This is a genomic window from Thioclava nitratireducens, assembly GCF_001940525.2.
Taxonomy (GTDB): domain Bacteria; phylum Pseudomonadota; class Alphaproteobacteria; order Rhodobacterales; family Rhodobacteraceae; genus Thioclava; species Thioclava nitratireducens.
In genome coordinates this window covers 1706623-1729706 of the sequence record NZ_CP019437.1, presented here as the reverse complement: position 1 = coordinate 1729706, position 23084 = coordinate 1706623, and the positions used below count along the sequence as shown (strand labels likewise).

Here is a 23084-nt window from a genome sequence, read left to right as displayed (position 1 = left end):
CGGCCCTGCCCTGAAAAGATTGACCTTTGCGTCGCAATCCGGTACGCCGCAGCCAAGCTCCGTAATCCGGCGGGGCTCTTCCTGGGCGCCCGGTTCCTCAAGCGCCCGATAGCGGCCCCGCCCGATGCGGGTCGCGACAGGACGCGATTAAAGGTAAACCAAGGATACCCATGACGAAATTCACCGATCTGAAGCTGGACCCGAAGGTCCTTTCCGCCGTTGTCGACGCTGGCTACGAAGAGCCGACGCCCATTCAGGCTGGCGCCATTCCGCCCGCACTCGAGGGCAAGGACGTGCTCGGCATCGCGCAGACCGGGACCGGCAAGACCGCCAGCTTCACCCTGCCGATGCTGACGCTGCTGCGTCGGGGCCGCGCCCGCGCCCGGATGCCGCGCTCGCTCGTGCTGTGCCCGACGCGCGAATTGGCAGCGCAGGTCGCCGAGAACTTCGACCTCTACGCCAAGAACACCAAGCTCACCCGCGCGCTGCTGATCGGCGGCGTATCGTTCGGAGAGCAGGACAAACTGATCGACAAGGGCGTCGACGTGCTGATCGCGACGCCGGGCCGCCTGCTCGACCATTTCGAGCGCGGCAAGCTGATCCTGACCGACGTGAAGGTCATGGTCGTGGACGAGGCCGACCGGATGCTCGACATGGGGTTCATCCCCGATATCGAACGCATCTTCCAGCTGACGCCCTTCACGCGCCAAACTCTGTTCTTCTCGGCCACGATGGCGCCCGAGATCGAGCGGATCACCAACACCTTCCTGCATGCGCCGGTGCGCATCGAAGTGGCGCGTCAGGCGACGACGGGCGCGAATATCACCCAGAAGCTGATCGAGATCGAACCGGCGCGCCGCGACCAGACCGCGAAAGCCAAACGCGAATTGCTGCGCGCGGTGATCGAGGCCGAGGGCGAGGCCTGCACCAATGCGATCGTCTTCTGCAACCGCAAGGTCGACGTGGATATCGTTGCGAAAAGCCTGCAGAAATACGGCTTCGACGCGGCCCCGATCCATGGCGATCTCGACCAGAGCCAGCGCACCCGCACGCTCGAGAGTTTCCGCGATGGCAAGCTGAAGCTGCTGATTGCCTCTGACGTCGCCGCGCGCGGCCTCGACGTGCCTTCGGTGAGCCACGTGTTCAACTACGACCTGCCGATGCATGCCGAGGACTATGTCCACCGGATCGGCCGCACCGGTCGCGCGGGCCGCAAGGGCACGGCGATCTCGATCGCGGTCCCCTCGGACGAGAAATTCCTCGGCCAGATCGAAAGCCTCGTCGAGCAGGAAATCCCGCGCGCCGAGCCGCCGGAAGGGTTCGAGCTGTCCGAAGGTGCGAAGCAGCCCGCGCGCAAGCGCGAGGACTCCAAGGGCGGTCGTTCGCGTGGCGGGCGCAGCCGCGATCGCGGCGGGCGTGGCTCGAAACGCGAGCGCAGCGAAGAGACGCAGCAACCGCAGATCGCCGCGCCGCAAGAGCAAAAAGAAGTTCCCAAGACCGAGGCTCAACCCGAAGAGGCTCGCAGCGAGCCCCAGGAGACCGCGAGCGCGCCGAAATCGCAGCCCCGCGATCAGGGTAGTGACGAAGGCAACGCACGCCGCTCCCGCGGGGGCCGCAACCGTCGCGAGCGTGAGAACGAAGTGGTGGGCATGGGCGACCACGTCCCGGACTTCCTCACCGTTTCCTTCCGCCCCGGCGCGATCGAAGAGACCGCCGAGGACAGCGCGGACAGCTGACGCTTTCGTATTGGCAAAAGTATCCCCGCCGGAGGCGTCCTCCGGCGGGGTTTTTCTTTGTCTCTGAGGATGGGGCGATGCCCTACCCCTTCGCGATCCGCGCCATCGACGGCGCGGACTCGCGCTCACTCGGTCAGACGGCTCGTGACGACGATCACTTCGGGCTTCTTGCCAATCTCTTCCATCGCGACCTGACGGGCGATGCGGCGCAGGCCCTCGTCCAGCTTGTCGTCATTGCTCAGGATCTTGACCGGCGCGCGCTCAAGATATTCGGTCATCTCGTCCTCGATCGTCTCGGCCAGCGGCGCGCCGGAGCGGCCCAGTTTCGGCAAGCCGTTCAGCTCGACCCAGGGCTCGCCCAGCGGTTGGTCCTGCTCGTCGAGGATCACCGTCACGAGGCACAAGCCGTTCAGCGCCATGCGCATCCGGTCGCGCACCACGCCGTCCATCGCGCCGATCTGCACCGAACCGTCGAGATAGGTGCGGCCCGCTTCGATATATTCGACGACTTTCGGCACCTCGCCGGTCAGGTCGATCATCGTGCCGTTCGTCGCGACTTCCGACGCGATGCCCTTGTCCGCCGCCAGCTTCGCATGTTCGCGCAGGTGGCGATGCTCGCCATGCATCGGGATCAGCATCTTCGGCGCGATCAGTTCGTGCACCGCTTCGAGATCGGGGCGGTTGGCGTGGCCCGAGACATGATAGAGCCCGCCGTGATCGTCCACCACGTCGACTCCCATCTCGGAGAAGGCGTTCATGATCCGGATCACGCCGCGCTCGTTGCCCGGAATCGTCTTCGAGGAGAACAGGAACGTGTCCCCCTCCTTCATCTCGAGCCCCAGGTACTTGCCGCGGCTCAGCTGGGCCGAGGCAGCGCGTCGCTCGCCCTGGGAGCCGGTCACGATCAGCATTAGGTTCTGGCGCGGCACGTCGGTCGCCTCTTCCGCCGAGATCGTGCCGGGCATGCCTTTCAGCACGCCGGTTTCCTCGGCGACCGAGACCATGCGCTTCATCGCACGCCCCAGCAGGCAGACTGACCGACCCGCGGCTTTGCCCGCTTCGGCAAGCGTCTTCAGGCGCGCCACGTTCGAGGCGAAGGTGGTCGCGACGACCATGCCGGTCTGCGCGCGGATGAGTTCCGAGATCGGCTCGGCCAAAGTGGCCTCCGAGCGGCCCGGCAGCGGGGAGAAGACGTTTGTGGAATCGCTCACCAGAACCTTCACGCCTTCGCCTTCCTTGGCAATGGCATGCCACATTTCGGGGTCGAAGGGCTCGCCGACGATCGGGTTGCCGTCGAGCTTGAAGTCGCCCGTATGCACGACGCGGCCAGCAGGTGTGTCGATGATGAGGCCGGAGCTTTCGGGGATCGAATGCGAGATCGGCACGAATTGCACCTTGAACGGGCCGGCCTCGATCACCTTCGGGCGCGGCTCGACGATCTGGATCGTCTCGGGCGGGATGCCCGCCTCTTCCAGCTTCAGCTGGCCGATCCGACCGGTGAAAGCGCGCGCGTAGACCGGCTTGCGCAGCTTGTTCCAGACATGCGGCAGCGCGCCGATGTGGTCCTCATGCGCGTGGGTGATGAAGATCGCGTCGATGCGGTCGGCATTCGCTTCCAGCCATTCGAGATCGGCGAAGATCAGGTCGACGCCGGGCGTGCCGTCCATATCCGGGAAAGTCACGCCCAGATCGACAACGATCAGCCGCTCTTTCCCCTCTGGGCCGTAGCCGTAGACATAGGCGTTCATGCCGATTTCGCCGGCACCGCCGAGGGGGAGGTAGATCAGTCTGTCACTCACGCGGGAAGGTCCTTGTTATAGTCGTTGAGGAGGCGAAGGCCGTGCATGGTAAGGTCGTATTCCACACTGTCAAACAGGTCGAACCCCTGACTGAACAGCTCTGCCAGACCGCCGGTCGCGATGACTTTCATCGGTCGGTCCCGCTCGAGCCGGATTTGGCGCACGACGCCTTCGACGAGGCCGATATAGCCCCAGAAAACGCCCGATTGGATACAGGCGACGGTGTTGGTGCCGATCGCCTTCTCGGGCATCGTCACATCGACATGAGGTAGGGCGGCCGCGGAGGCGTGCAACGCCTCGAGCGACAGGTTGACGCCGGGTGCGATCACCCCGCCGATATAGGCCCCGTCGGAGGCGACCACGTCGAAAGTGGTCGCAGTACCGAAATCGACGACGACGATATCGCCGCCATGCCGGTCATAGCCCGCAACCGTGTTCACGAGGCGATCCGGCCCGACGGTCGTGCCCGGATCGACGCGGGGCTCCACCGGTAGGCGGCATTCGGGCTTGCCGACGACCAACGGGCGGCAGTTGAAGTAACGGTTAGACAGAACCCGCAGGTTGAAGACCACCCGCGGCACGGTCGAGGAGATAATGACCTCGGTGATCGCGCCTGCGATCTCCTGCACGCGCATCATGCCGGACAGCCAGAGGAAATATTCGTCCGCCGTTCGCTGGTGATTGGTTTCCATCCGCCAAGTGGCGATGAAATCCGTCCCGTTCCAGACCGAGAAGACGGTGTTGGTGTTGCCGCAGTCGATGCAGAGAAGCATGGCTCCCCCCTTCCGCTCAGAAAAAGATATCCGCCGCCGAGATGGCACGGCGGCCCTCGGGCGTCGTCAGGATCAGCGCGCCGGTCTGGTCAATCGTCTCGAAGGTGCCGCGATAGGTTTCGCCGCCGACGCGTGCGGTGATTTCTTCGCCCAGACGCGCCGCCCGCGCGAGCCACGCATTGCGGATCGCGTCGAAGCCGTAATCGCGGAACTGTCGATCATAATGATCGAAGGCCTGCGCCAGCATCGGCAGGAAGTCGACCGGAGCGATCTGCATCCCGGTCTCGCCCAGCAGGCTGACCGGCGCCATCGCCTCGGGCTCGATCTCGGACCGCTCGGGGGCCACTGCGAGGTTCACGCCGATGCCAATCGCGATTGTCTCTGCGCCCTGCAGGCTCTCGAGCAGGATGCCCGCGACTTTGCCGCCGTTCAGCAGTACGTCATTGGGCCATTTGATGGTCAGCCGCGCATGCGGTCCCGCGACATGCGCGAGCGCGGCCTCCAACGCGAGTGCCGCGACGAAGGAATAGAGCGCGGCATGAGCCAGCCCGCCTTCGGGCCGCATCACCAGAGTCGCCGAGAAATTGCCGGATGGCGCGCGCCACGCCCGCCCGCGCCTGCCGCGCGCGGCAGTCTGCTCATGCGCGAAGATCCAGGCTGAACCGGAGAGGCCCGGCGCTAGCCGGGCCGCTTCATCCATGGTGCTATCGACCGAGGGCAGGACGTGTCGCGCCACGCCCTCGGGCCAGTCATCGCGCTCAGTTGACAAGAGCCGCCGCCGCAGCCTGGGCCGCGCCCTCGATGCCGAAGAGGTTGAAGATGCCGATCAGCATCGCCAGCGCCGAGACCACCAGAAGGCCCCACTGGATCGCGGGCATCCGATTGTCGAGCGGATCCGTCTCCTTGCCGAAATACATGTAGAACACGATCCGCAGGTAGTAGAAGGCCGCCACGACCGAGGCGATCACGCCGAGCAGCACGAGCCAGATATAGCCCGCGTGCAGCGCCGCTTCGAGCACCGCGAACTTGGCGAAGAAGCCCAGCATCGGCGGCACACCGGCGAGCGAGAACAGCAGCACCAGCATCGCCAGCGCCTTGACCGGGGCCTGACGGGCGTATTGATTGAGCGCCTTGAGTTCGGTCACCGGCTGGCCGTCACGCTCCATCGAAAGCATGAAGGCGAAGACGCCGACATTCATCGTCACGTAGATCGCCATGTAGGTCAGCATCGACTGCACACCCTCGACCGTGCCCGCCGAGAGGCCCAGCAACACGTAGCCCATATGGGTGATCGAGGAATAGGCCATCAGGCGCTTGATGTTCGACTGACCGATCGCCGCGACCGAGCCCCAGACCATAGACAGGCCCGCGAGCAGCGCGAGGATCTGGCCCCACTCCGCCGGCACCTGGCCGAAGGCGTCGAAGACGAGCCGGGCGATCAGCGCCATCGCGGCGATCTTCGGCGCCGTTGCGAAGAAGGCGGTGACCGGCGTGGGCGAGCCCTCGTAGACGTCGGGTGTCCACATGTGGAACGGCACTGCCGAGACCTTGAAGGCGAGACCGGCGATCAGGAAGACCATGCCGAACAGCAGGCCGATCGGCAGGTGACCGGCTTGCACGACCCCGATGATGCCCGCGAATTGCGTGGTGCCCGCGAAGCCGTAGGTCAGCGAAGCGCCGTAGAGCAGGATGCCCGAGGACAGCGCGCCAAGGACGAAATACTTCAGACCCGCTTCCGAGCTCTTCTCGCTCTCGCGGCGCAGCGCGGCCACGATGTAGAGCGCGAGCGATTGCAGCTCAAGCCCCATGTAGAGCGACATGAGGTTGCCCGCCGAAACCATCATCATCATGCCGATGACGGCCAGCGTCGCGAGGATCGGGTATTCGAAGCGCAGCAGGCCGCGGCGCTGCATGTAATCGGTGCCCATCGCGAGCACCAGCGCGGCCGCGATCAGGATCATCACCTTGGTGAAGCGCGAGAACGCGTCGTCGATGAAGAGGCCGCCGAAGGCCTCATGCGAGCCCACCTCGGCCAGGCCGATCCAGGCCGCGATCACCAGCATGACGCCGGAGGTGATCCACAGCAGCGTCGGCGCAAGCTTGTCCTTGCCGAACCACACACCCGCGAGCAGGGCCACCATCGCGTAGACGGCGAGCAAAAACTCCGGAAGGACGATCGAGAAATCCGCAGAAGTCATCCCTCAGCTCCTCAGTGTTCGACCAGGTCGGACAGATACGTGTCCGGCAAGGCATCGTGATAGTTCTGGACGAGTTGCGTCACCGACGGCCCGATGATGTTGGTCACCAGATCGGGGTAGACGCCAAGGATCAGGGTCATCGCCACCAGCGGCGCGAAGATCCACTTCTCGCGCGTGGTGAGATCGGTGATCGAGCGCAGGCTCTCCTTGATCAGGTCGCCGAAGACGACCCGGCGATAGAGCCAGAGCGCGTAGGCGGCCGAGAGGATCACGCCGGAGGTCGCGAACATCGCGGCCCAGGTGTTGACCTGGAACGTCCCGGCGAGCGTCAGGAATTCCCCGACGAAGTTACCGGTACCCGGCAGCCCCACATTGGCCATGGTGAAGAACATGAAGATCGTCGCATAGGCCGGCATCCGCTTGACGAGGCCGCCATAGGCGTCGATCTCGCGGGTGTGCATTCGTTCGTAGATGACGCCGACCAGAAGGAACAGCGCGCCCGAGACGAAGCCGTGCGAGACGACGAGGAAGATCCCGCCCTCGATGCCCTGCTGCGTCCCCGAGAAGATCCCGAGCAGCACATAGGCCATGTGCGCGACCGAGCTATACGCGATGACGCGTTTGATATCGGTCTGCACCAGCGCCACCAGCGAGGTCCAGATGATCGCGATCACCGCGAGCCACATCGCCCAGGGGCCCACGACGATGTTGCCCACCGGGAACATCGGCAGCGAGAAGCGCAGGAAGCCGTAATCAGCCAGTTTCAGCAGGATCGCCGCCAGCACGACCGAACCGGCCGTCGGGGCCTGAACGTGCGCTGCGGGAAGCCAGGTATGCACCGGCCAGAGCGGCATCTTGATCGCGAAGGAGATGAAGAAGCCGATCCACAGCAGCGTTTGCACCCCGCCGGGGATCGATATCCCCAGAACATCCACCGGTGTGTATGGGAACTCGTAGACGAGTAGCCCCGGCATGTCCGTCGTTCCGGTGTGGAAGTAGATGTAGATGATCGACACCAGCATGAAGACCGAGCCGAAGAAGGTATAGAGGAAGAACTTGAACGCGGCGTAGACGCGCTGCTTGCCCCCCCAGATGCCGATGATCAGGAACATCGGGATCAGGCCTGCTTCGAAGAACAGGTAGAACAGCACCAGATCGAGCGTGACGAAGGTGCCCACCATCAGCGTCTCGAGGACGAGGAAGGCGATCATGTATTCCTTCACGCGGTCGGTGACGTTCCAGCTGCCGATGATCACCAGCGGCATCATGAACGTGGTCAGCATCACGAAGAGGATCGACAGCCCGTCGACACCCACGCGGTACTGGAAGCCCATGATCCAGGAGTATTTCTCCATGAACTGGAAGCCGGTGTTGGACGGGTCGAACCCGGCCAGCAGGAACAGCGAGATCAGGAAAGTGACCGAAGTCGCGGTCAGCGCCACCCATTTCGCGTTGCGGTCAGCCTCGGGCGAGCCGCCACGCAGAACCAGCGCGAGGATCAGCGCCGCCACGGCGGGCGTGAAGATGACGATGGAAAGAAGGTGTTGCATCAGTTCGCCCCCCCGTTGAGGACGACCCAGAGCATGAGACCGACGATCCCGATCACCATGGCGAAGGCGTAGTGGAACAGATAGCCCGATTGCATCCTGTTAAGGAACCTCGTGAATGTCGGGACGATGCCAACGGCCATACCGTCGATGACCCGGTCAATCGAGCCCTCGTCCCCTTTCTTCCAGAATTGATAGCCGAACCAGAGCGCCGGGCGCATGAATACACGCTCGTACAGCTCGTCGAAATACCACTTGTTGAGCAGGAAGCTGTAGAGCCCGGGTTGGGCTTCAGCCATCCGCCGCGGCAGGCTCACATCCTTGATGTAGAACATCCAGGCGACAAGCAGCCCGGCCAGCATCGCCACGAAGGGCGATACCTTGACCCAGGCCGGCGCGTGGTGCGCCTTGTCGATCACCTCGTTCTCCTGCCCCATGTAGATGGAGCCCTGAGGTGCGACACCCGGATACTCGATGACCGCGGTCGAGGCGCCGACGCTCGGCGAGGTCTTGGCCTCGTCCATCAGCTCGGCCTCGGCCTGCTGTTCGGACATGTTCGGATCCGGCACCGGCGGCGTTTCACCCTGCCCTGCGGCATGGCTTGCCTCGCCCGACTGCGCGGCTTCGCCACTCGTCGCGTGCCCGGCATCCGCCGTCTGCTCGGCATGCGCGGGAAGGCCGAAGAACTTCACCAGCTTCGCGTGATCGCCGAAGAAGACGTTGTACCAGATCATGCCGGCGAAGATCGCGCCGAAGGACAGTACGACCAGCGGCACCGTCATGACCCACGGGCTCTCTTTGGCGTGATCATGCGCATGATGATCGCCGCGCGGCTTGCCGAAGAAGGTCATGAAGATCAGGCGCCACGAATAGAAGGACGTGAAGGCCGCCGCGATGACCAGAAGCCAGAAGGCATAGCCAGCACCCGAGCCGCCCCAGACGCTCTCGATGATCGCGTCTTTCGACAGGAAGCCTGCGAAACCGATATGGGTGAAGGGAACGCCGACACCGGTGATCGCCAGCGTGCCGAAGATCATCGCCCAGAAGGTCAGCGGCACCTTTTTGCGAAGACCACCGTAGTTGCGCATGTCCTGCTCGTGGTGCATCGCGGTGATAACCGAGCCCGCCGAAAGGAACAGCAGCGCCTTGAAGAAGGCGTGGGTCAGCAGGTGGAACATCGCCACCGAATAGACGCCGACGCCCGCGGCCGCGAACATGTAGCCCAGCTGCGAACAGGTCGAATAGGCGATGACGCGCTTGATGTCGTTCTGCACCAGACCCACGGTCGCTGCGAAGAAGGCGGTCGAGGCACCGATGACGACGATGAAGGTCTGCGTATGCGGCGCGTATTCGTAGACCGGCGACATCCGACAGACGAGGAACACACCCGCGGTCACCATGGTCGCGGCGTGGATCAGCGCCGACACCGGCGTCGGGCCTTCCATCGCGTCCGGCAACCATGTGTGCAAGAAGAGCTGCGCCGATTTGCCCATCGCACCGATGAACAGAAGGAAGGCACAGAGCTCGACCGCGTTCCAGTTCCCCCAGAGGAAGTCCAGGCTCGTTTCGGACAGGGCCGGGGCCGCAGAGAAGACGTCGTCCATCTTCAGCGAACCGGTCATGTAGAACAGACCGAACAGCCCGAGCAGGAAGCCGAAATCGCCGATACGGTTCATGATGAAGGCTTTCATCGCCGCCGCATTGGCCGAAGGCTTCTTGTAGTAGAAGCCGATCAGCAGATACGAGGCGAGACCCACGCCTTCCCAGCCGAAGAACATCTGCAGCAGGTTGTCCGAGGTCACCAGCATCAACATGGTGAAGGTGAAGAAGGACAGGTAGGCGAAGAAGCGCGCCTTGTAATTCTCGCCCTTCCCTTCGTCGAAATTCTCGTCATGGGCCATGTAGCCCCACGAGTAGAGATGCACGAGCGAGGAGACCGTCGTCACCACGATCAGCATGATCGCGGTCAGCCGGTCCATCCGGATCGCCCATGCGACGTCGAGGTCGCCCGAGGTGATCCAGTTCATAACATGGATGTGCTGCGTCTGATCGCCCAGCGTGAGAAAGACGATCCAGCTGAGAGCGGCGGCGAGGAACAGAAGGCCCGTGGTCAGGACCATCGCGCCCTTTTCGCCGATCACCCGCCAGCCGAAGCCACCAAGGATCGCACCGACCAGCGGCGCAAAGAGAATGATCGTTTCCATCGTCCCTTATCCCTTCATCACGTTGACGTCTTCGACCTCGATCGAGCCGCGGTTGCGGAAGAAGACCACGAGGATCGCAAGGCCGATCGCGGCCTCGGCTGCCGCAACGGTCAGCACGAAGAGAGTGAAGATCTGTCCGACGAGGTCATCCAGATAGGCCGCGAAGGCCACCAGGTTGATATTCACCGCCAACAGCATGAGTTCGATCGACATCATGATGACGATCACGTTCTTGCGGTTCACGAAGATCCCGAAAATGCCGATCACGAACAGCGCGGCAGCCACGCCAAGGTAATGTTCCAATCCGATCATGCGTTCACCCTCGTTTCCGAACTCGCGTTTTTCGCTTGCTTTTGTTCGCTCACAGCCCCTGCCCCGGTTTGACGTCCACCATTTCCATCGTCTTGGACGGATCGCGATGCATCTGCGCGATGACGTTCTGGCGCTTGACGTTGGTGCGATGGCGCAGCGTCAGCAGGATCGCCCCGATCATCGCCACCAGCAGGATCAGGCCCGCCGTCTGGAAGAGGTAGAGGTATTTGTCATAGACGAGCAGACCGATCGCCTGCGCGTTGGTCATGCCCTCGGGCACCGGATCGGCACGGAGGTTTTCCGCCATGCCGGAGGTCTGCCACGCCCCGAAGGCGATGCCCAGCTGCACCAGCATGATGACCGCGATCAGAAGACCCAGCGGCATGTAGCGCGCCAACTCCCCCTTGAGCGCGGCGAAATCGATGTCGAGCATCATAACCACGAAGAGGAAGAGCACCGCGACCGCGCCGACATAGACGATGATCAGCAGCATTGCGACGAATTCCGAGCCCAGAAGCACGAAAAGCCCCGCCGCCGACAGGAAGGTCAGGATCAGCCAGAGCACCGAGTGGACCGGGTTCTTGGAAATCACCACCATGAAGCCCGCGACCAACGCCGTAATGGCGAAAAGGTAGAAGGCGAAAGCAAACACCGTCATTCGTTCTCTCCCGAATTCTCGTCGAAGACCGATTGCGCGATCTCGAGCGCGCGGGTCATGGCGGGCACCCCGCCGAACATGCTCATCTGAAAGATCACCTCGGCGATCTCGCGTTGCGTGGCCCCGGCCTCGAGCGCGTGGCGGATCGTCAGGCGCAGCTGCGAGTCCGCCTGCGCGCCCAGCACCGTGAGCGCCGCAATCGTCACCAGAAGCCGGGTCCGGCTGTCGAGACCTTCACGGTTGAAGGTCTTGCCGAACCACATCTCCATCATGTCCTTGGACATGGTGGGGAAGAGCTTCTCCATCGCAGCCGGGTTGAAACTTTCCAGCGCCGGATTGAACAGCCGGGCCATCTCGGCCGACTGCTCCATCATCGTGCTGAAGAGTTTCGAAAAATCGTCGGTCATCTGTAAGGCGCATCCAGTTCGAGGTTGCGTGCGATCTCGGCTTCCCAACGGGCCCCGTTCTCGAGGAGCTTCTGCTTGTCGTAGAACAGCTCCTCGCGGGTCTCGGTCGAGAATTCGAAATTCGGACCTTCGACGATCGCATCGACCGGGCAGGCTTCCTGACAGAATCCGCAATAGATGCATTTCGTCATGTCGATATCATAGCGCGTCGTGCGGCGCGAACCGTCGGCGCGGGGTTCCGCGTCGATCGTGATCGCCTGCGCCGGGCAGATCGCCTCGCACAGTTTGCACGCGATGCAGCGCTCTTCCCCGTTGGGGTAGCGGCGCAGGGCGTGCTCGCCGCGGAAGCGCGGCGAAAGCGGGCCCTTCTCGTGCGGGTAGTTCAGCGTGGGTTTCGGCGCGAAGAAATAGCGCATCCCCAGACCGAAGCCTTTGATGAAGTCCACCAGCAGGAAATACTTGGCAGCGCGGTTATAGTCGAAAGCCATCTATCAGCTCCCCATCGCCCAGCGGGCCCAGAAGTGCCCGAAGATTTCGAATTTCGCGAGGAAGGCGATGATCACCACCCAGGCCAGCGACAGCGGCAGGAAGACTTTCCAGCCAATCCGCATAAGCTGGTCGTAGCGGTAGCGCGGCACGATCGCCTTCACCATCGCGAACATGAAGAAGAAGAACACCATCTTGGCGAACATCCACAGCACCCCGTCGGGCAGCCCCGGGATCGGGGACAGCCAGCCGCCGAAGAACAGGATCGACATCAGCGCGCACATCAGCCAGATCGCGATATATTCGCCGGCCATGAACAGCAGATACGGGGTCGAGCTGTATTCAACCATGAAGCCCGCGACGAGTTCGGATTCCGCTTCCGGAAGGTCGAAGGGCGGGCGATTGGTCTCGGCCAGCGCCGAGATGAAGAACAGCGCCACCATCGGCAGGTGCGGCAGCCAGTACCAGCCCAACAGGCCCCAGCCGGTATCCTGCGCGCGCACGATGTTCGACAGGTTGAGCGAGCCGGTCGAGATCACGACGCCGATGATGATCAAGCCAATCGAGACTTCGTAGGAGATCATCTGCGCCGCGGAACGCAGCGAACCGAGGAACGGGTATTTCGAGTTCGACGCCCAGCCGCCCATGATCACGCCATACACCTCGAGCGAGGAAGCCGCGAAGACGAACAGAAGTGCGACGTTGATATCGGCGAGCACCCAACCGTCGGCAAACGGGATCACCGTGAAGGTCAGCAACGCCAGCACGAAGCTCAGGATCGGGGCGAGGAAATAGACGAACTTGTCGGCGCCCGCCGGCACGACGATTTCCTTGACCACGTATTTCAGCGCATCCGCGAAGGTCTGCATCAGGCCCCACGGCCCGACGACGTTCGGCCCGCGACGCATCTGCACGGCAGCCCAGATCTTGCGGTCGCCATAGACCAGCCAGATCATCGAAAGCATCACGAAGGCGATAACCGCCAAGCTCTGCAGCACGATCAGCAGGAAGATCCCGAAAGGTGTCGTGAAGAATTCAGCCATGATGTCCCACTCTCTTCATACGGTCGGAATGCCGCGATCCTTGCAATCGGCGACGGTCACTTCCGCGTCGATCGTCTTGAGTCCCTGCGGCAAGGCGGGCGAGATGGTGTAGACCGCATCTGCCCGCCAGATGCCACCCTCTTCAGTCACATTCGTGCGCACATGGCGCGCAAATCCATAGCCACGCACCAGCGCGTATTGCGCGGCTGCGCATTGGGCATAATCGGTCGCCGCTTTCTCGCTGGCGCCCTCGCCCGAGACGCGCGCGCGGATCTCCACCAGATCGCTGTCGAGGAGCCGCGTTTCGGTGCCCCGATAGACCGGCTTGACCGCGCTATCCCCCTGCGCCCCGCCGGTCGGCGTGCACGCCGCCAGCCCGGCCAGAAGGCCGGGAGCGAGCGGTGCGATATTGGGCAGGGTCTGCATCATCCGTCTCAATCTCACTCGGCGGCCACCGGCGCTTCGGCCCGCGCTTTCGCGAGGCTGGCGCATTCGCCCATCACCACGGAGGCCCGTGCAATCGGATTGGTCAGGTAGAATTCGCGGATCGGCAGGCGGAAGGTGGCTTTGCCCATGTCGCGCGGCTCGATCGCCTGCACTTCGTTCTCCAGGACCTGATCGACCTGCGCCAGATGCGGCACCGCCTCGACCATCGCGCGGCGCAGACCTGCAAGCGTGTCCCAGGGCTGCTTGGCGTCCAGCTCAGCCGAAAGCGCGCGCAGGATCGCCCAGTTCTCTTTCGCCTCGCCCGGCGGGAAGGCCGCGCGGAAGGCAAGCTGCGGACGGCCTTCGGTGTTCACGAAGAGGCCGTTTTCTTCCGTGTAGGCCGCGCCCGGCAAGATAACGTCGGCGCGGTTGGCTCCGCGGTCGCCGTGGCTGCCCTGATAGATCACGAAGGGACCGCCCTCGGCGCGCGGGGTGATCTCCACCTCGTCGGCGCCCATGTTGTAGATGACTTCTGCGCCGTCGATGGCCGCGAGCAGACCGCCCTCGGTCACTGCGCCCACATCCATCGCGCCGACACGGGCCGCAGCGGTATGCAGCACCATGAACTTGGCGTTGGAATTCTCGGCCAGCTTCATCGCATGGGCCAGAACCGCCTCGCCATCGGCTTCGTTCAGAGCGCCCTGCCCGATGATAACGACCGTGTTCTTGGCCTTCGTCTCATCCGAGATCGTCTTGGAGGACAGCTCGGCCAGCGCGGCGCGGTCGGTGCCGACATGCTCATAGTCATAGGTCAGGTCGCAGGCTTCACCGACGAGACCGACGTTCGCGCCCTTGGCCCAGGCCTTGCGGATGCGGGCGTTCAGAACGGGTGCTTCCACGGCCGGGTTCGCGCCGATGATCTGCACCATCTCGGCGTTGTCGAGATCCGCGATTGTCGCGTTGCCCACATAGCCGTAGCGGTTGCCGATCGGCAGGCGCGCGCCATCGGTGCGGCATTCGACTTTGCCGCCCAGCCCCTCGATCAGCTGCTTGAGCGAGAAGGCTGCCTCGGTCGAGACGAGATCGCCGACGAGACCAGCGACTTTCTTGCCCTTCATCGCTTCGGCGGCGGCGCTCAGCGCCTCGCCCCAGCTTGCGGGCTTCAGCTTGCCGTCGACGCGGACGTAAGGCCGGTCGAGACGCTGGCGGCGCAGGCCGTCCCAGACGAAGCGGGTCTTGTCGGAGATCCACTCCTCGTTCACGTCGTCATTGTTGCGCGGCAGGATGCGCATCACTTCGCGTCCCTTGGTATCGACGCGGATGTTGGAGCCCACGGCGTCCATCACGTCGACGGTCTCGGTCTTGGTCAGTTCCCACGGACGCGCGGTGAAGGCGTAGGGCTTCGAGACCAGCGCGCCCACCGGGCACAGGTCGATGATGTTGCCCTGCATGTTGGAGTCGAGCGTCATGTTCAGGTAGTTCGCGATCTCCGCATCCTCGCCCCGGCCGGTCTGGCCCATCTGGGTGATGCCCGCGACTTCGGTGGTGAAGCGCACGCAGCGGGTGCAAGAGATGCAGCGCGTCATGTGCGTCTCGACCAACGGGCCGAGGTTCAGCTCGGTCGCGGCGCGCTTGGGCTCACGGTAACGGCTGAAGTCCACCCCGTAAGCCATTGCCTGGTCTTGCAAATCGCATTCGCCGCCCTGGTCGCAGATCGGGCAGTCGAGCGGGTGGTTGATGAGCAGGAACTCCATCACCCCCTCGCGGGCCTTCTTGACCATCGGCGAATTCGTCTTGATCACCGGCGGCGCGCCTTCCGGCCCCGGGCGCATGTCGCGCACCTGCATCGCGCAGGAGGCGGCGGGCTTCGGCGGGCCGCCCACGACTTCCACAAGGCACATCCGGCAGTTGCCTGCGATAGACAGACGCTCGTGGTAGCAGAACCGCGGGATCTCGATCCCCGCCTGTTCGCACGCCTGGATCAGCGTGAGGTTCGGATCGACCTCGACCTCGTTCCCGTCGATGATGATCTTTCTCAGGTCAGCCATGGCTATCCGTCTCGTCTCTTCGGGCGCGAGGTTGCCCCCGCGCGGGTTTATTTCACGCCGCGTTGCCGCAGCCCATCGGGAAGACCCAAGCGCCATCCCGGTAAGTATCATTGATCGACGAGGCCACAGCCCCGCCGCAGATGGCGTTCGCGGCCCGCTTGGCCTCGGCGCCCTCGTAGTTCGCAAAGGGCGCGGCCTGCCGCATCACGACCAGCGCGCCGCTCGCATCATAAGCCGCTGTGTAACCCTCAACCGCCGCCAGACGGCGCGGACCTTTGGAGGCCTCGTTACCGCCCGTCGTGCCCATGCAGCCGCCAAGCGCCAGCGCGCAGCCCGATATGATCACAGCCCGCATCATGCCGCCCTGTGCCGTGGTAGGGTTCAGTTCCATCTGAGCACCTCCGCGACGGTGCTGCGCCGCAATCCGCCCTGATCCCACAAGATATGCGCGTGATCGTCCTGATTGATCTGGATCGCAACGAGCGAGGGATTGCCCGGCGGAAGCAGCGCCCCGGTCGCGACCTCGAAAGAGCGGCCGTCCGGCTGGGCGCAGCGGAACACCACGTCTCCGGTATCGCCCTTGATCGTGTATTCGATCTCGCGCCCGGTCCGCAGCGAGACCTTGCCGGTGGTGTTGAACACCTGGCACGCCGTCCCCTTCGGGAAGAACCCGAAATCGACCGTCAGCTTCGCCGGCTCGGCGGCGGCACCGCCGGCGAGCGAAAGAAGGGTCAAACTGGCAAGGGACAGGCGTTTCACGATACTCACTCCGCAGCCATCGCGCCCATGCGGCCCGTCTTGCGGGCCTTGATGCGGTCTTCGATCTCTTCGCGGAAGTGACGGATCAGGCCCTGGATCGGCCAGGCGGCCGCGTCGCCGAGCGCGCAGATCGTGTGGCCTTCGACCTGTTTCGTCACATCGAACAGCATGTCGATCTCTTCGATCTCGGCTTCGCCGCGCACCAGACGGTCCATCACGCGCATCATCCAGCCGGTGCCTTCGCGGCAGGGCGTACACTGGCCGCAGCTCTCGTGCTTGAAGAACTTGGACAGGCGCCAGACCGCTTTGATCACGTCGGTGTTCTGATCCATGACGATCATGCAGGCGGTGCCGAAGCTGGATTTCAGCTCGCGCATGCCGTCATAGTCCATGATCGCGTCTTCGCATTGCTCGGCGGGCAGGATCGGGCAGGATGCGCCACCCGGGATCACCGCCTTTAGGTTCTTCCAGCCGCCACGGACGCCGCCGCCATGCTTCTCGATCAGTTCCTTCATCGAGATCGACATGGTCTCTTCGATGACGCAGGGCGTGTTGACGTGGCCCGACATCGCAAACAGCTTCACGCCGGTGTTGTTCGGACGACCGAAGGAGGCATACCACTCCGCGCCGCGACGCAGGATTGTCGGGACAACGGCGATGGATTCCACGTTGTTCACCGTGGTCGGGCAACCGTAGAGGCCCGCGCCTGCCGGGAAAGGCGGCTTCATCCGGGGCATACCCTTCTTGCCTTCGAGGCTCTCCAGCAGCGCCGTTTCCTCGCCGCAGATATAAGCGCCCGCGCCGTGCGACAGGTAGACGTCGTAATCATAGCCGGAGCCGCAGGCGTTCTTGCCGATCAGCCCGTCTTCATAGGCTTCGTCGATCGCGCGCTGCAGCGCCTCTTTCTCGCGCACATATTCGCCGCGGATGTAGATATACGCCGCCGCGGCGCCCATCGCGAAACCGGCGATCAGCGCGCCTTCGACCAGCGTATGCGGATCGTGGCGCATGATTTCGCGGTCCTTGCAGGTCGCGGGCTCGGATTCGTCGGCATTGATCGCGAGGAAGGCGGGACGCCCATCGCTTTCCTTCGGCATGAAGGACCACTTGAGACCTGTCGGGAAGCCTGCCCCACCGCGCCCGCGCAGGCCGGAGGCCTTCACTTGCTCGATGATCCAATCCTTGCCTTTCGACAGGATCTCGCCAGTGCCGTCCCAATGCCCGCGCATCTTCGCGCCCTGCAGAGAGCGGTCATGCATCCCGTAGAGATTGGTGAAGATCCGGTCTTGATCCTTCAGCATATCGCTTCCCTCACTTGCCGGCTTTCCGGCGCCAGATGCGCCAGACGAGTGCCAGCGCGTAGATATAGGCGGCTATTGCCGCGAGATCGCCGATCAGCGCGACCTGCGCCGACCAGCCCTGTTGTTTTCCGATCCATTGCAGGAGGAGCCAGAGGATCGTGGCGACGGCGATGATAAGGGCGGCCCTACGCCCCAACGCCCTGTCGTGCTCGTCGATCTGGCTCATTCACCCCCGCTCAGTAATCGTTCGTCTTCGCCCGTTCGAGGAACGCATCCATGCCTTCCTCGACGATGATTTTCGCCTGGCTGACCCACTTGTCGCGGGTGCAGCGGCCCTTGAAACGCGGCACGTTCTGGTCCGCATAGGCAATCTCTTCGGGGCTCCATTTCGCGATTTGGTCGAAATGGTAAATGCCCCAGCCGTTCAGCGTCTCTTCGAGCTTCGGCCCGACGCCTTCGATCTTCTTTAGATCGTCGGCCCCAGCCTTGCGCGGCTGCTTGAGCCCGCGCGGCTTCTTGCCGGCGCCTTCGGCGGCCTCGGGTTGGCCCCCGGCACCGGAAGAGGACGTGTCCGCGACCTGCGCCGACATCGCGGAGAGCGGGGTCGCATCCTCGCTCTCGGGCTCCGGCGCGTCCGCTTTCGGCTCAGCTTCGGCCTCTGCCGCAGCCTCTTCCGCTGCAGGCTCAGCTTTCGGCTCTTCCGCCTCGGCTTCGTCCGTCGCGGGCTTGGTTGTCGGGCCGGGCTCGGGCCTGTCGGCCTCGGGCGTGGCCGCCTCGTCTTTCGGCGCGACCGCGTCGGCGCGCTCCACCTCGCGCTCGGCTACGGGCGTCGGAGACGCCGCCGCCGCCTGCGCTTGCGCGGCAACACCTTCGGGAGACGACGCGTTGAAGCTCTCAACGGGGCTTTCGGGGATCTCGGAGCCCTCGTCCGACGCCCCGGTGCCGTCCGCCTCGCCTTGAACCCCATGCTCGGAGCAGAACGCCCAGATCAGGAAGGCGCCGAACAGCAGGAAGGTCATCAGGCCAAGGAAGAGCGCCACGAAGAAGGGCTCATGCGCCACAACCATCAGGAAAACGGTGACCACGATCCCCGTAATACCTGCCCAGATACCTGCCTTGCCGCGGCACCCCTGTGTCTGATCACCCATTCCCGTCTCTCCATTCACGCCGCCTAACGGCGGTCTCTACCCTGTTGCGCTTACTCGTAAATGCCATCTTTCTTTGCGCGGGACGAGAATTCGGTCTCTGCCCCGCTGGCCAGTTTCTCTGCCTGACCTTTCCAGTCGTCGCGGCTCGCGCGACCCTTGAACCCTTCGATATTTGCGTCGACCCATGCGAGTTCCGCATCGGACCAGGCCGCGATCTGGTCGAAGTGATAGATGCCCATCGAATGCAGAAGCGTCTCCAGCTTCGGCCCGACGCCCTTGATCATCTTCAGATCATCTGCCCCGCCGTCGCGCGGCGCATCGAGAAGCTTGGGCTGTTCACCCTTGGACACGGCGGTGTCGGCCTTCGCATCGGCTTCGGTGCCCACGGGCTCGCGCTTCGAGCGCGGAACGGACTTCGAGGTGGCGGGCGCCTCGGCCTCGGTCACGCCGGTCTTGTCCGCGGGCGTGCCCTTGGCAGGCTTGGCCTCGGTCTTCTTGGCCGCCTTGCGGGCCTCGTCCTGTTGCGCGGCGGAGCGCGGACGCTCCTGCCCCATCGTCCCGATCGGACCGCGCTGGCCGGAGCTTTGCCACGGCGCTTCCAGCGGCACCTCGGTGCCGTCGATGCGCTTGATGGTGTCGCCGATCGCGAGCGCACGGGCGACGGAATAGTTGTAGTCTTCCTTGTCCCCCTTGGTCTCGGTGAGCGCGGTCAGACCCGACGCGGGCTCCGACGAGAAGCGACCGGTCTGCGAGCCGGGCTTCGGCACGGTGCCGTTGCCCATCTCGTCGATCAGCTTCGCGAGGCTCTCCTCGGTCAGATCTTCGTAGTAATCCTTGCCGACCTGCATCATCGGGGCGTTCGCGCAGGCGCCGAGGCATTCGACCTCTTCCCACGAGAACTTGCCGTCTTCCGAGAGCTGGAACGGCTCGGGGGCGATCTTCTCCTTGCAGACCTTCATCAGGTCTTCCGCGCCGCAGATCATGCACGACGTGGTGCCGCAAATCTGCAGGTGTGCGACCGAGCCGACCGGGGCCAGCTGGAACATGAAGTAGAAGGTCGCGACCTCGAGCGCCCGCATATAGGGCATGTCGAGCATCTCGGCCACGTATTCGATTGCCGGACGGCTCAGCCAGCCTTCCTGTTCCTGCGCGCGGAACAGCAGCGGGATGATCGCCGAGGCCTGACGGCCGACCGGGAACTTGGTCATCTGGGCCTTGGCCCATGCGAGGTTCTCGGGCGTGAACTCGAAACTATCGGGTTGTTCCGGGTAAAGACGGCGAAGCATTAGCGGTCAACCTCCCCGAACACGATATCCATCGTGCCGATGATTGCAGACACGTCGGCGAGCATGTGCCCCTTGGCGACGTGATCCATGGATTGCAGGTGCAGGTAACCCGGAGCGCGGATCTTCGCGCGATACGGCTTGTTCGTGCCGTCGGCCACCAGATAGACGCCGAACTCGCCCTTCGGCGCTTCGACGGCGGCATAAACCTCGCCCGCGGGGACGTGGAAGCCTTCGGTATAAAGCTTGAAGTGGTGGATCAGCGCTTCCATCGAACGCTTCATCTCCGACCGCTTCGGCGGCGTCACCTTGCCGCGGGCAAGCACGTCGCCCTGATTTTCCGGCATCCGCAGTTTCTCGATCGCCTGCAGGACAATCTTGGTCGACTCGCGCATCTCGGCCATCCGGCAGAGGTAGCGGTCGTAGCAGTCGCCGTTCTTGCCGATCGGAATCTGGAAGTCGAACTCGTCATAGCATTCGTAGGGCTGCGCACGACGCAGATCCCATGCAAGGCCGGAGCCGCGCACCATCACGCCGGAATAGCCCCATTGCTGGATTTCTTCCTCGGAGATGACGCAGATATCGACGTTGCGCTGCTTGAAGATGCGGTTCTCGGTCAGCAGCCCCTCGATGTCGTCGAGCACTTTCGGGAAGTGATGCGCCCATTCCTCGATATCGTCGAGCAGCTTCGGCGGCAGATCCTGGTGCACGCCGCCGGGCCGGAAATAGGCCGAGTGCAGACGCGCGCCGCATGCCCGCTCGTAGAAGACCATCAGCTTCTCGCGCTCTTCGAAGCCCCAGAGCGGCGGCGTCAGCGCGCCGACATCCATCGCCTGCGTCGTCACGTTCAGCAGGTGGTTCAGGATGCGCCCGATTTCGGAATAGAGCACGCGGATCAGCGAGCCGCGACGCGGCACTTCCACGCCGGTCAGCTTCTCGATCGCCAAGCACCACGCATGTTCCTGGTTCATCGGCGCAACGTAGTCGAGCCGGTTGAAGTAAGGCAGGTTCTGCAGGTAGGTGCGGCTTTCCATCAGCTTCTCGGTGCCACGGTGCAGCAAGCCGATATGCGGGTCGGCGCGTTCCACCACCTCGCCGTCCAGCTCCAGCACCATGCGCAGCACACCGTGGGCGGCCGGGTGTTGGGGACCGAAGTTGATGTTGAAGTTGCGGATGCGCTGCTCGTCGGTCAGCGTGTCCTTCGAGCCGTCATCATAGACATTGTTGCGGATATCGCCGTCCATCATTTCGCCTCCTCGCCCTTCTCGTCACCGGGAAGGATGTATTTGGCCCCTTCCCATGGCGAGAGGAAATCGAACTGCCGGTATTCCTGCGTCAGTTTCACCGGCTCATAGACGACGCGCTTGAGCACTTCGTCGTAACGAACTTCGACATAGCCCGTCGTCGGGAAATCCTTGCGCAGCGGATGGCCGCGGAACCCGTAATCGGTCAGCAGACGGCGCAGGTCCGGGTGGCCCGAGAACAGGATGCCGAACATGTCGAAGACCTCGCGCTCGAACCAATCGGCACAGGGGTGCAGCTTGGTGATCGAGGGCACCATGTCCTCTTCGCGGATCGCCGTTTTCACACGGATGCGCTGGTTGCGATACATCGAAAGGTAATGCCAGACGACATCGAAACGCTGCGGACGCTCGGGCCAGTCGATAGCCGTGATGTCCACGAGGTTCGTGAAGCGGCAATTCGGATCGTCGCGCAGGAACTCGGTGAAGGCGGGAACCGATTGGGTGGTGATCGTAACCGTCAGCTCGTCGAAGGCGATCTCGGTCGAGACCACGTCATCGGGGCGCTTCAGCTCGATATGGCCGGCCAGTTCGCGAAGGGCAGTATCGTCCATCTCTCGCTCTCCTCAGCGCACCAGCGTGCCGGTGCGGCGGATTTTGCGTTGCAGCTGAAGGATGCCGTAAAGCAGCGCCTCCGCCGTGGGCGGGCAGCCCGGAACGTAGATATCGACCGGCACGACGCGATCGCAGCCGCGCACCACCGAATAGCTGTAGTGATAATACCCACCGCCATTCGCGCAGGAGCCCATCGAGATCACGTAGCGCGGCTCGGGCATCTGGTCGTAGACCTTGCGCAGAGCGGGCGCCATCTTGTTGGTCAGGGTGCCGGCGACAATCATCAGGTCGGACTGGCGCGGCGAGGCGCGCGGCGCGGTGCCGAACCGCTCGAGGTCGTAGCGCGGCATCGAGACCTGCATCATTTCGACGGCGCAGCAGGCCAGGCCGAAGGTCATCCAATGCAGCGAGCCGTTGCGCGCCCAGTTGATGATGTCTTCCGTGGAGGTCAGCAGGAAACCTTTGTCCTGCAGCTCCTTGTTCAGCGTCTGCGTCGCAACTTCGCGATCCGCACCTGCGGTATTGGCAGAGGTCATCACGCCCATTCCAGCGCCCCTTTCTTCCACTCATATGCGAATCCTACGGTGAGAACCGCGAGGAAGACCATCATTGACCAGAAACCGACCATGGAAATCTGGCCGAAGGCCACCGCCCAGGGGAACAGGAAGGCCACTTCGAGGTCGAAGATGATGAAGAGGATGGAAACGAGGTAGAAACGAACGTCGAACTTCATCCGGGCATCGTCGAAGGCGTTGAAACCGCATTCATAGGCCGACACCTTCTCGGGGTCGGGATTGCGGACCGCCACCACCGCCGCTGCGAGCATGAGCACAAGGCCCAACACGATCGCCATGGCGAGAAAGATGAGGATGGGAAGATATTCGCGCAGCATGTCATGCATGGGCTTGGCTCCCTAACATCGCGACGACTTGTCGCGCAGGTTCTGGCTAGGCGAGCAATAGCCTTGCGCCCCATTGGGGTCAACCGAGAGCAGGCCGGAAAATCATGCAAATGCGGGCCGCGGGTGCTTTTTGCATACGAAGGTATGCGAAATCTGCGAGCTTGCAGAGCCGCTCAGAGCCTGCCCGCGTTGGACTGCG

The 23084-nt window shown here is 63.5% G+C and carries 24 protein-coding genes; 1 reads left to right on the top strand and 23 read right to left on the bottom strand.

Annotated elements, in window-relative coordinates:
- Positions 1-170 precede the first annotated feature (170 nt).
- Positions 171-1736, top strand: coding sequence for a DEAD/DEAH box helicase (locus BMG03_RS08315; RefSeq protein WP_075774492.1), 1566 nt, complete (start codon positions 171-173; stop codon positions 1734-1736).
- Positions 1737-1861: 125 nt separating this feature from the next.
- Here BMG03_RS08315 and BMG03_RS08310 read toward each other — a convergent pair whose 3' ends face one another.
- Genes BMG03_RS08310 through BMG03_RS08200 form a run of 23 tightly spaced genes read right to left on the bottom strand, consistent with a single transcriptional unit; the run spans position 1862 to position 22885 of the window.
- A complete protein-coding gene (locus BMG03_RS08310) occupies positions 1862-3484 on the bottom strand; it encodes a ribonuclease J (protein ID WP_077701370.1) in 1623 nt (540 codons plus the stop codon).
- Between the two features lie 47 nt (positions 3485-3531).
- Complete coding sequence (locus BMG03_RS08305; protein ID WP_075774490.1) at positions 3532-4308, bottom strand: type III pantothenate kinase; 777 nt, start codon at positions 4306-4308, stop codon at positions 3532-3534.
- Between the two features lie 16 nt (positions 4309-4324).
- Complete coding sequence (locus tag BMG03_RS08300; protein ID WP_075774489.1) at positions 4325-5077, bottom strand: biotin--[acetyl-CoA-carboxylase] ligase; 753 nt, start codon at positions 5075-5077, stop codon at positions 4325-4327.
- Positions 5067-6506 carry an NADH-quinone oxidoreductase subunit NuoN gene (gene nuoN, locus BMG03_RS08295; RefSeq protein ID WP_075774488.1) on the bottom strand — a complete coding sequence of 480 codons (1440 nt, stop codon included), beginning with the start codon at positions 6504-6506 and terminating at the stop codon, positions 5067-5069. Before nuoN ends, BMG03_RS08300 begins: the two co-directional genes overlap by 11 nt.
- 11 nt (positions 6507-6517) lie before the next feature.
- A complete protein-coding gene (locus BMG03_RS08290; protein WP_075774487.1) occupies positions 6518-8056 on the bottom strand; it encodes an NADH-quinone oxidoreductase subunit M in 1539 nt (512 codons plus the stop codon).
- A complete protein-coding gene (gene nuoL, locus BMG03_RS08285; RefSeq protein ID WP_075774486.1) occupies positions 8056-10257 on the bottom strand; it encodes an NADH-quinone oxidoreductase subunit L in 2202 nt (733 codons plus the stop codon). The genes BMG03_RS08290 and nuoL overlap by 1 nt, the downstream gene beginning before the upstream one ends.
- A 6-nt stretch (positions 10258-10263) precedes the next feature.
- Entirely contained in the window at positions 10264-10569 is a 306-nt protein-coding gene (gene nuoK / locus BMG03_RS08280; RefSeq protein WP_075774485.1) for an NADH-quinone oxidoreductase subunit NuoK, read from the bottom strand.
- 49 nt (positions 10570-10618) lie between these two features.
- Positions 10619-11227: an NADH-quinone oxidoreductase subunit J gene (locus BMG03_RS08275; RefSeq protein ID WP_075774484.1), complete on the bottom strand. Its 609-nt coding sequence runs from the start codon at positions 11225-11227 to the stop codon at positions 10619-10621.
- Positions 11224-11634, bottom strand: a complete 411-nt coding sequence (locus BMG03_RS08270; protein ID WP_075774483.1) for a carboxymuconolactone decarboxylase family protein — start codon at positions 11632-11634, stop codon at positions 11224-11226. The genes BMG03_RS08275 and BMG03_RS08270 overlap by 4 nt, the downstream gene beginning before the upstream one ends.
- Positions 11631-12122, bottom strand: coding sequence for an NADH-quinone oxidoreductase subunit NuoI (nuoI, locus tag BMG03_RS08265; protein ID WP_075774482.1), 492 nt, complete (start codon positions 12120-12122; stop codon positions 11631-11633). Before nuoI ends, BMG03_RS08270 begins: the two co-directional genes overlap by 4 nt.
- Before the next feature lie 3 nt (positions 12123-12125).
- On the bottom strand, positions 12126-13163 hold the full coding sequence (nuoH, locus tag BMG03_RS08260; RefSeq protein ID WP_075774481.1) for an NADH-quinone oxidoreductase subunit NuoH: 1038 nt from the start codon (positions 13161-13163) through the stop codon (positions 12126-12128).
- A 15-nt stretch (positions 13164-13178) separates the two neighbouring features.
- Complete coding sequence (locus BMG03_RS08255) at positions 13179-13589, bottom strand: hypothetical protein (protein WP_075774729.1); 411 nt, start codon at positions 13587-13589, stop codon at positions 13179-13181.
- 14 nt (positions 13590-13603) lie between these two features.
- The gene (gene nuoG / locus BMG03_RS08250) at positions 13604-15637 is read right to left on the bottom strand and encodes an NADH-quinone oxidoreductase subunit NuoG (protein WP_075774480.1); all 2034 of its coding nucleotides are present in this window, start codon (positions 15635-15637) and stop codon (positions 13604-13606) included.
- Positions 15638-15689: 52 nt separating this feature from the next.
- Positions 15690-16028 carry a hypothetical protein gene (locus BMG03_RS08245; protein ID WP_075774479.1) on the bottom strand — a complete coding sequence of 113 codons (339 nt, stop codon included), beginning with the start codon at positions 16026-16028 and terminating at the stop codon, positions 15690-15692.
- On the bottom strand, positions 16019-16396 hold the full coding sequence (locus BMG03_RS08240) for a hypothetical protein (protein WP_143597887.1): 378 nt from the start codon (positions 16394-16396) through the stop codon (positions 16019-16021). Before BMG03_RS08240 ends, BMG03_RS08245 begins: the two co-directional genes overlap by 10 nt.
- Before the next feature lie 5 nt (positions 16397-16401).
- Positions 16402-17697, bottom strand: a complete 1296-nt coding sequence (gene nuoF, locus BMG03_RS08235) for an NADH-quinone oxidoreductase subunit NuoF (RefSeq protein ID WP_075774477.1) — start codon at positions 17695-17697, stop codon at positions 16402-16404.
- Between the two features lie 10 nt (positions 17698-17707).
- Positions 17708-17923 carry a DUF5337 family protein gene (locus tag BMG03_RS08230; RefSeq protein WP_075774476.1) on the bottom strand — a complete coding sequence of 72 codons (216 nt, stop codon included), beginning with the start codon at positions 17921-17923 and terminating at the stop codon, positions 17708-17710.
- A 10-nt stretch (positions 17924-17933) separates the two neighbouring features.
- Complete coding sequence (locus tag BMG03_RS08225; RefSeq protein ID WP_075774475.1) at positions 17934-18845, bottom strand: NADH-quinone oxidoreductase subunit E; 912 nt, start codon at positions 18843-18845, stop codon at positions 17934-17936.
- A gap of 50 nt (positions 18846-18895) precedes the next feature.
- Positions 18896-20131, bottom strand: coding sequence for an NADH-quinone oxidoreductase subunit E (locus BMG03_RS08220; RefSeq protein ID WP_075774474.1), 1236 nt, complete (start codon positions 20129-20131; stop codon positions 18896-18898).
- The gene (locus BMG03_RS08215; protein ID WP_075774473.1) at positions 20131-21375 is read right to left on the bottom strand and encodes an NADH-quinone oxidoreductase subunit D; all 1245 of its coding nucleotides are present in this window, start codon (positions 21373-21375) and stop codon (positions 20131-20133) included. Before BMG03_RS08215 ends, BMG03_RS08220 begins: the two co-directional genes overlap by 1 nt.
- Positions 21372-21983: an NADH-quinone oxidoreductase subunit C gene (locus BMG03_RS08210; protein WP_075774472.1), complete on the bottom strand. Its 612-nt coding sequence runs from the start codon at positions 21981-21983 to the stop codon at positions 21372-21374. The genes BMG03_RS08215 and BMG03_RS08210 overlap by 4 nt, the downstream gene beginning before the upstream one ends.
- A gap of 12 nt (positions 21984-21995) precedes the next feature.
- Complete coding sequence (locus BMG03_RS08205; protein WP_075774728.1) at positions 21996-22520, bottom strand: NuoB/complex I 20 kDa subunit family protein; 525 nt, start codon at positions 22518-22520, stop codon at positions 21996-21998.
- Entirely contained in the window at positions 22520-22885 is a 366-nt protein-coding gene (locus BMG03_RS08200) for an NADH-quinone oxidoreductase subunit A (RefSeq protein ID WP_075774471.1), read from the bottom strand. The genes BMG03_RS08205 and BMG03_RS08200 overlap by 1 nt, the downstream gene beginning before the upstream one ends.
- Positions 22886-23084: the final 199 nt, after the last annotated feature.

Bases quoted from the DNA above. Each gene is read 5' to 3' on its own strand.
- BMG03_RS08315 (WP_075774492.1), top strand. From the start codon at position 171: ATGACGAAATTCACCGATCTGAAGCTGGACCCGAAGGTCCTTTCCGCC.
- BMG03_RS08310 (WP_077701370.1), bottom strand. From the start codon at position 3,484: ATGAACGCCTATGTCTACGGCTACGGCCCAGAGGGGAAAGAGCGGCTG.
- BMG03_RS08305 (WP_075774490.1), bottom strand. From the start codon at position 4,308: ATGCTTCTCTGCATCGACTGCGGCAACACCAACACCGTCTTCTCGGTC.
- nuoN (WP_075774488.1), bottom strand. From the start codon at position 6,506: ATGACTTCTGCGGATTTCTCGATCGTCCTTCCGGAGTTTTTGCTCGCC.
- BMG03_RS08290 (WP_075774487.1), bottom strand. From the start codon at position 8,056: ATGCAACACCTTCTTTCCATCGTCATCTTCACGCCCGCCGTGGCGGCG.
- nuoL (WP_075774486.1), bottom strand. From the start codon at position 10,257: ATGGAAACGATCATTCTCTTTGCGCCGCTGGTCGGTGCGATCCTTGGT.
- nuoK (WP_075774485.1), bottom strand. From the start codon at position 10,569: ATGATCGGATTGGAACATTACCTTGGCGTGGCTGCCGCGCTGTTCGTG.
- BMG03_RS08275 (WP_075774484.1), bottom strand. From the start codon at position 11,227: ATGACGGTGTTTGCTTTCGCCTTCTACCTTTTCGCCATTACGGCGTTG.
- BMG03_RS08270 (WP_075774483.1), bottom strand. From the start codon at position 11,634: ATGACCGACGATTTTTCGAAACTCTTCAGCACGATGATGGAGCAGTCG.
- nuoI (WP_075774482.1), bottom strand. From the start codon at position 12,122: ATGGCTTTCGACTATAACCGCGCTGCCAAGTATTTCCTGCTGGTGGAC.
- nuoH (WP_075774481.1), bottom strand. From the start codon at position 13,163: ATGGCTGAATTCTTCACGACACCTTTCGGGATCTTCCTGCTGATCGTG.
- BMG03_RS08255 (WP_075774729.1), bottom strand. From the start codon at position 13,589: ATGCAGACCCTGCCCAATATCGCACCGCTCGCTCCCGGCCTTCTGGCC.
- nuoG (WP_075774480.1), bottom strand. From the start codon at position 15,637: ATGGCTGACCTGAGAAAGATCATCATCGACGGGAACGAGGTCGAGGTC.
- BMG03_RS08245 (WP_075774479.1), bottom strand. From the start codon at position 16,028: ATGGAACTGAACCCTACCACGGCACAGGGCGGCATGATGCGGGCTGTG.
- nuoF (WP_075774477.1), bottom strand. From the start codon at position 17,697: ATGCTGAAGGATCAAGACCGGATCTTCACCAATCTCTACGGGATGCAT.
- BMG03_RS08230 (WP_075774476.1), bottom strand. From the start codon at position 17,923: ATGAGCCAGATCGACGAGCACGACAGGGCGTTGGGGCGTAGGGCCGCC.
- BMG03_RS08225 (WP_075774475.1), bottom strand. From the start codon at position 18,845: ATGGGTGATCAGACACAGGGGTGCCGCGGCAAGGCAGGTATCTGGGCA.
- BMG03_RS08220 (WP_075774474.1), bottom strand. From the start codon at position 20,131: ATGCTTCGCCGTCTTTACCCGGAACAACCCGATAGTTTCGAGTTCACG.
- BMG03_RS08215 (WP_075774473.1), bottom strand. From the start codon at position 21,375: ATGATGGACGGCGATATCCGCAACAATGTCTATGATGACGGCTCGAAG.
- BMG03_RS08210 (WP_075774472.1), bottom strand. From the start codon at position 21,983: ATGGACGATACTGCCCTTCGCGAACTGGCCGGCCATATCGAGCTGAAG.
- BMG03_RS08205 (WP_075774728.1), bottom strand. From the start codon at position 22,520: ATGACCTCTGCCAATACCGCAGGTGCGGATCGCGAAGTTGCGACGCAG.
- BMG03_RS08200 (WP_075774471.1), bottom strand. From the start codon at position 22,885: ATGCATGACATGCTGCGCGAATATCTTCCCATCCTCATCTTTCTCGCC.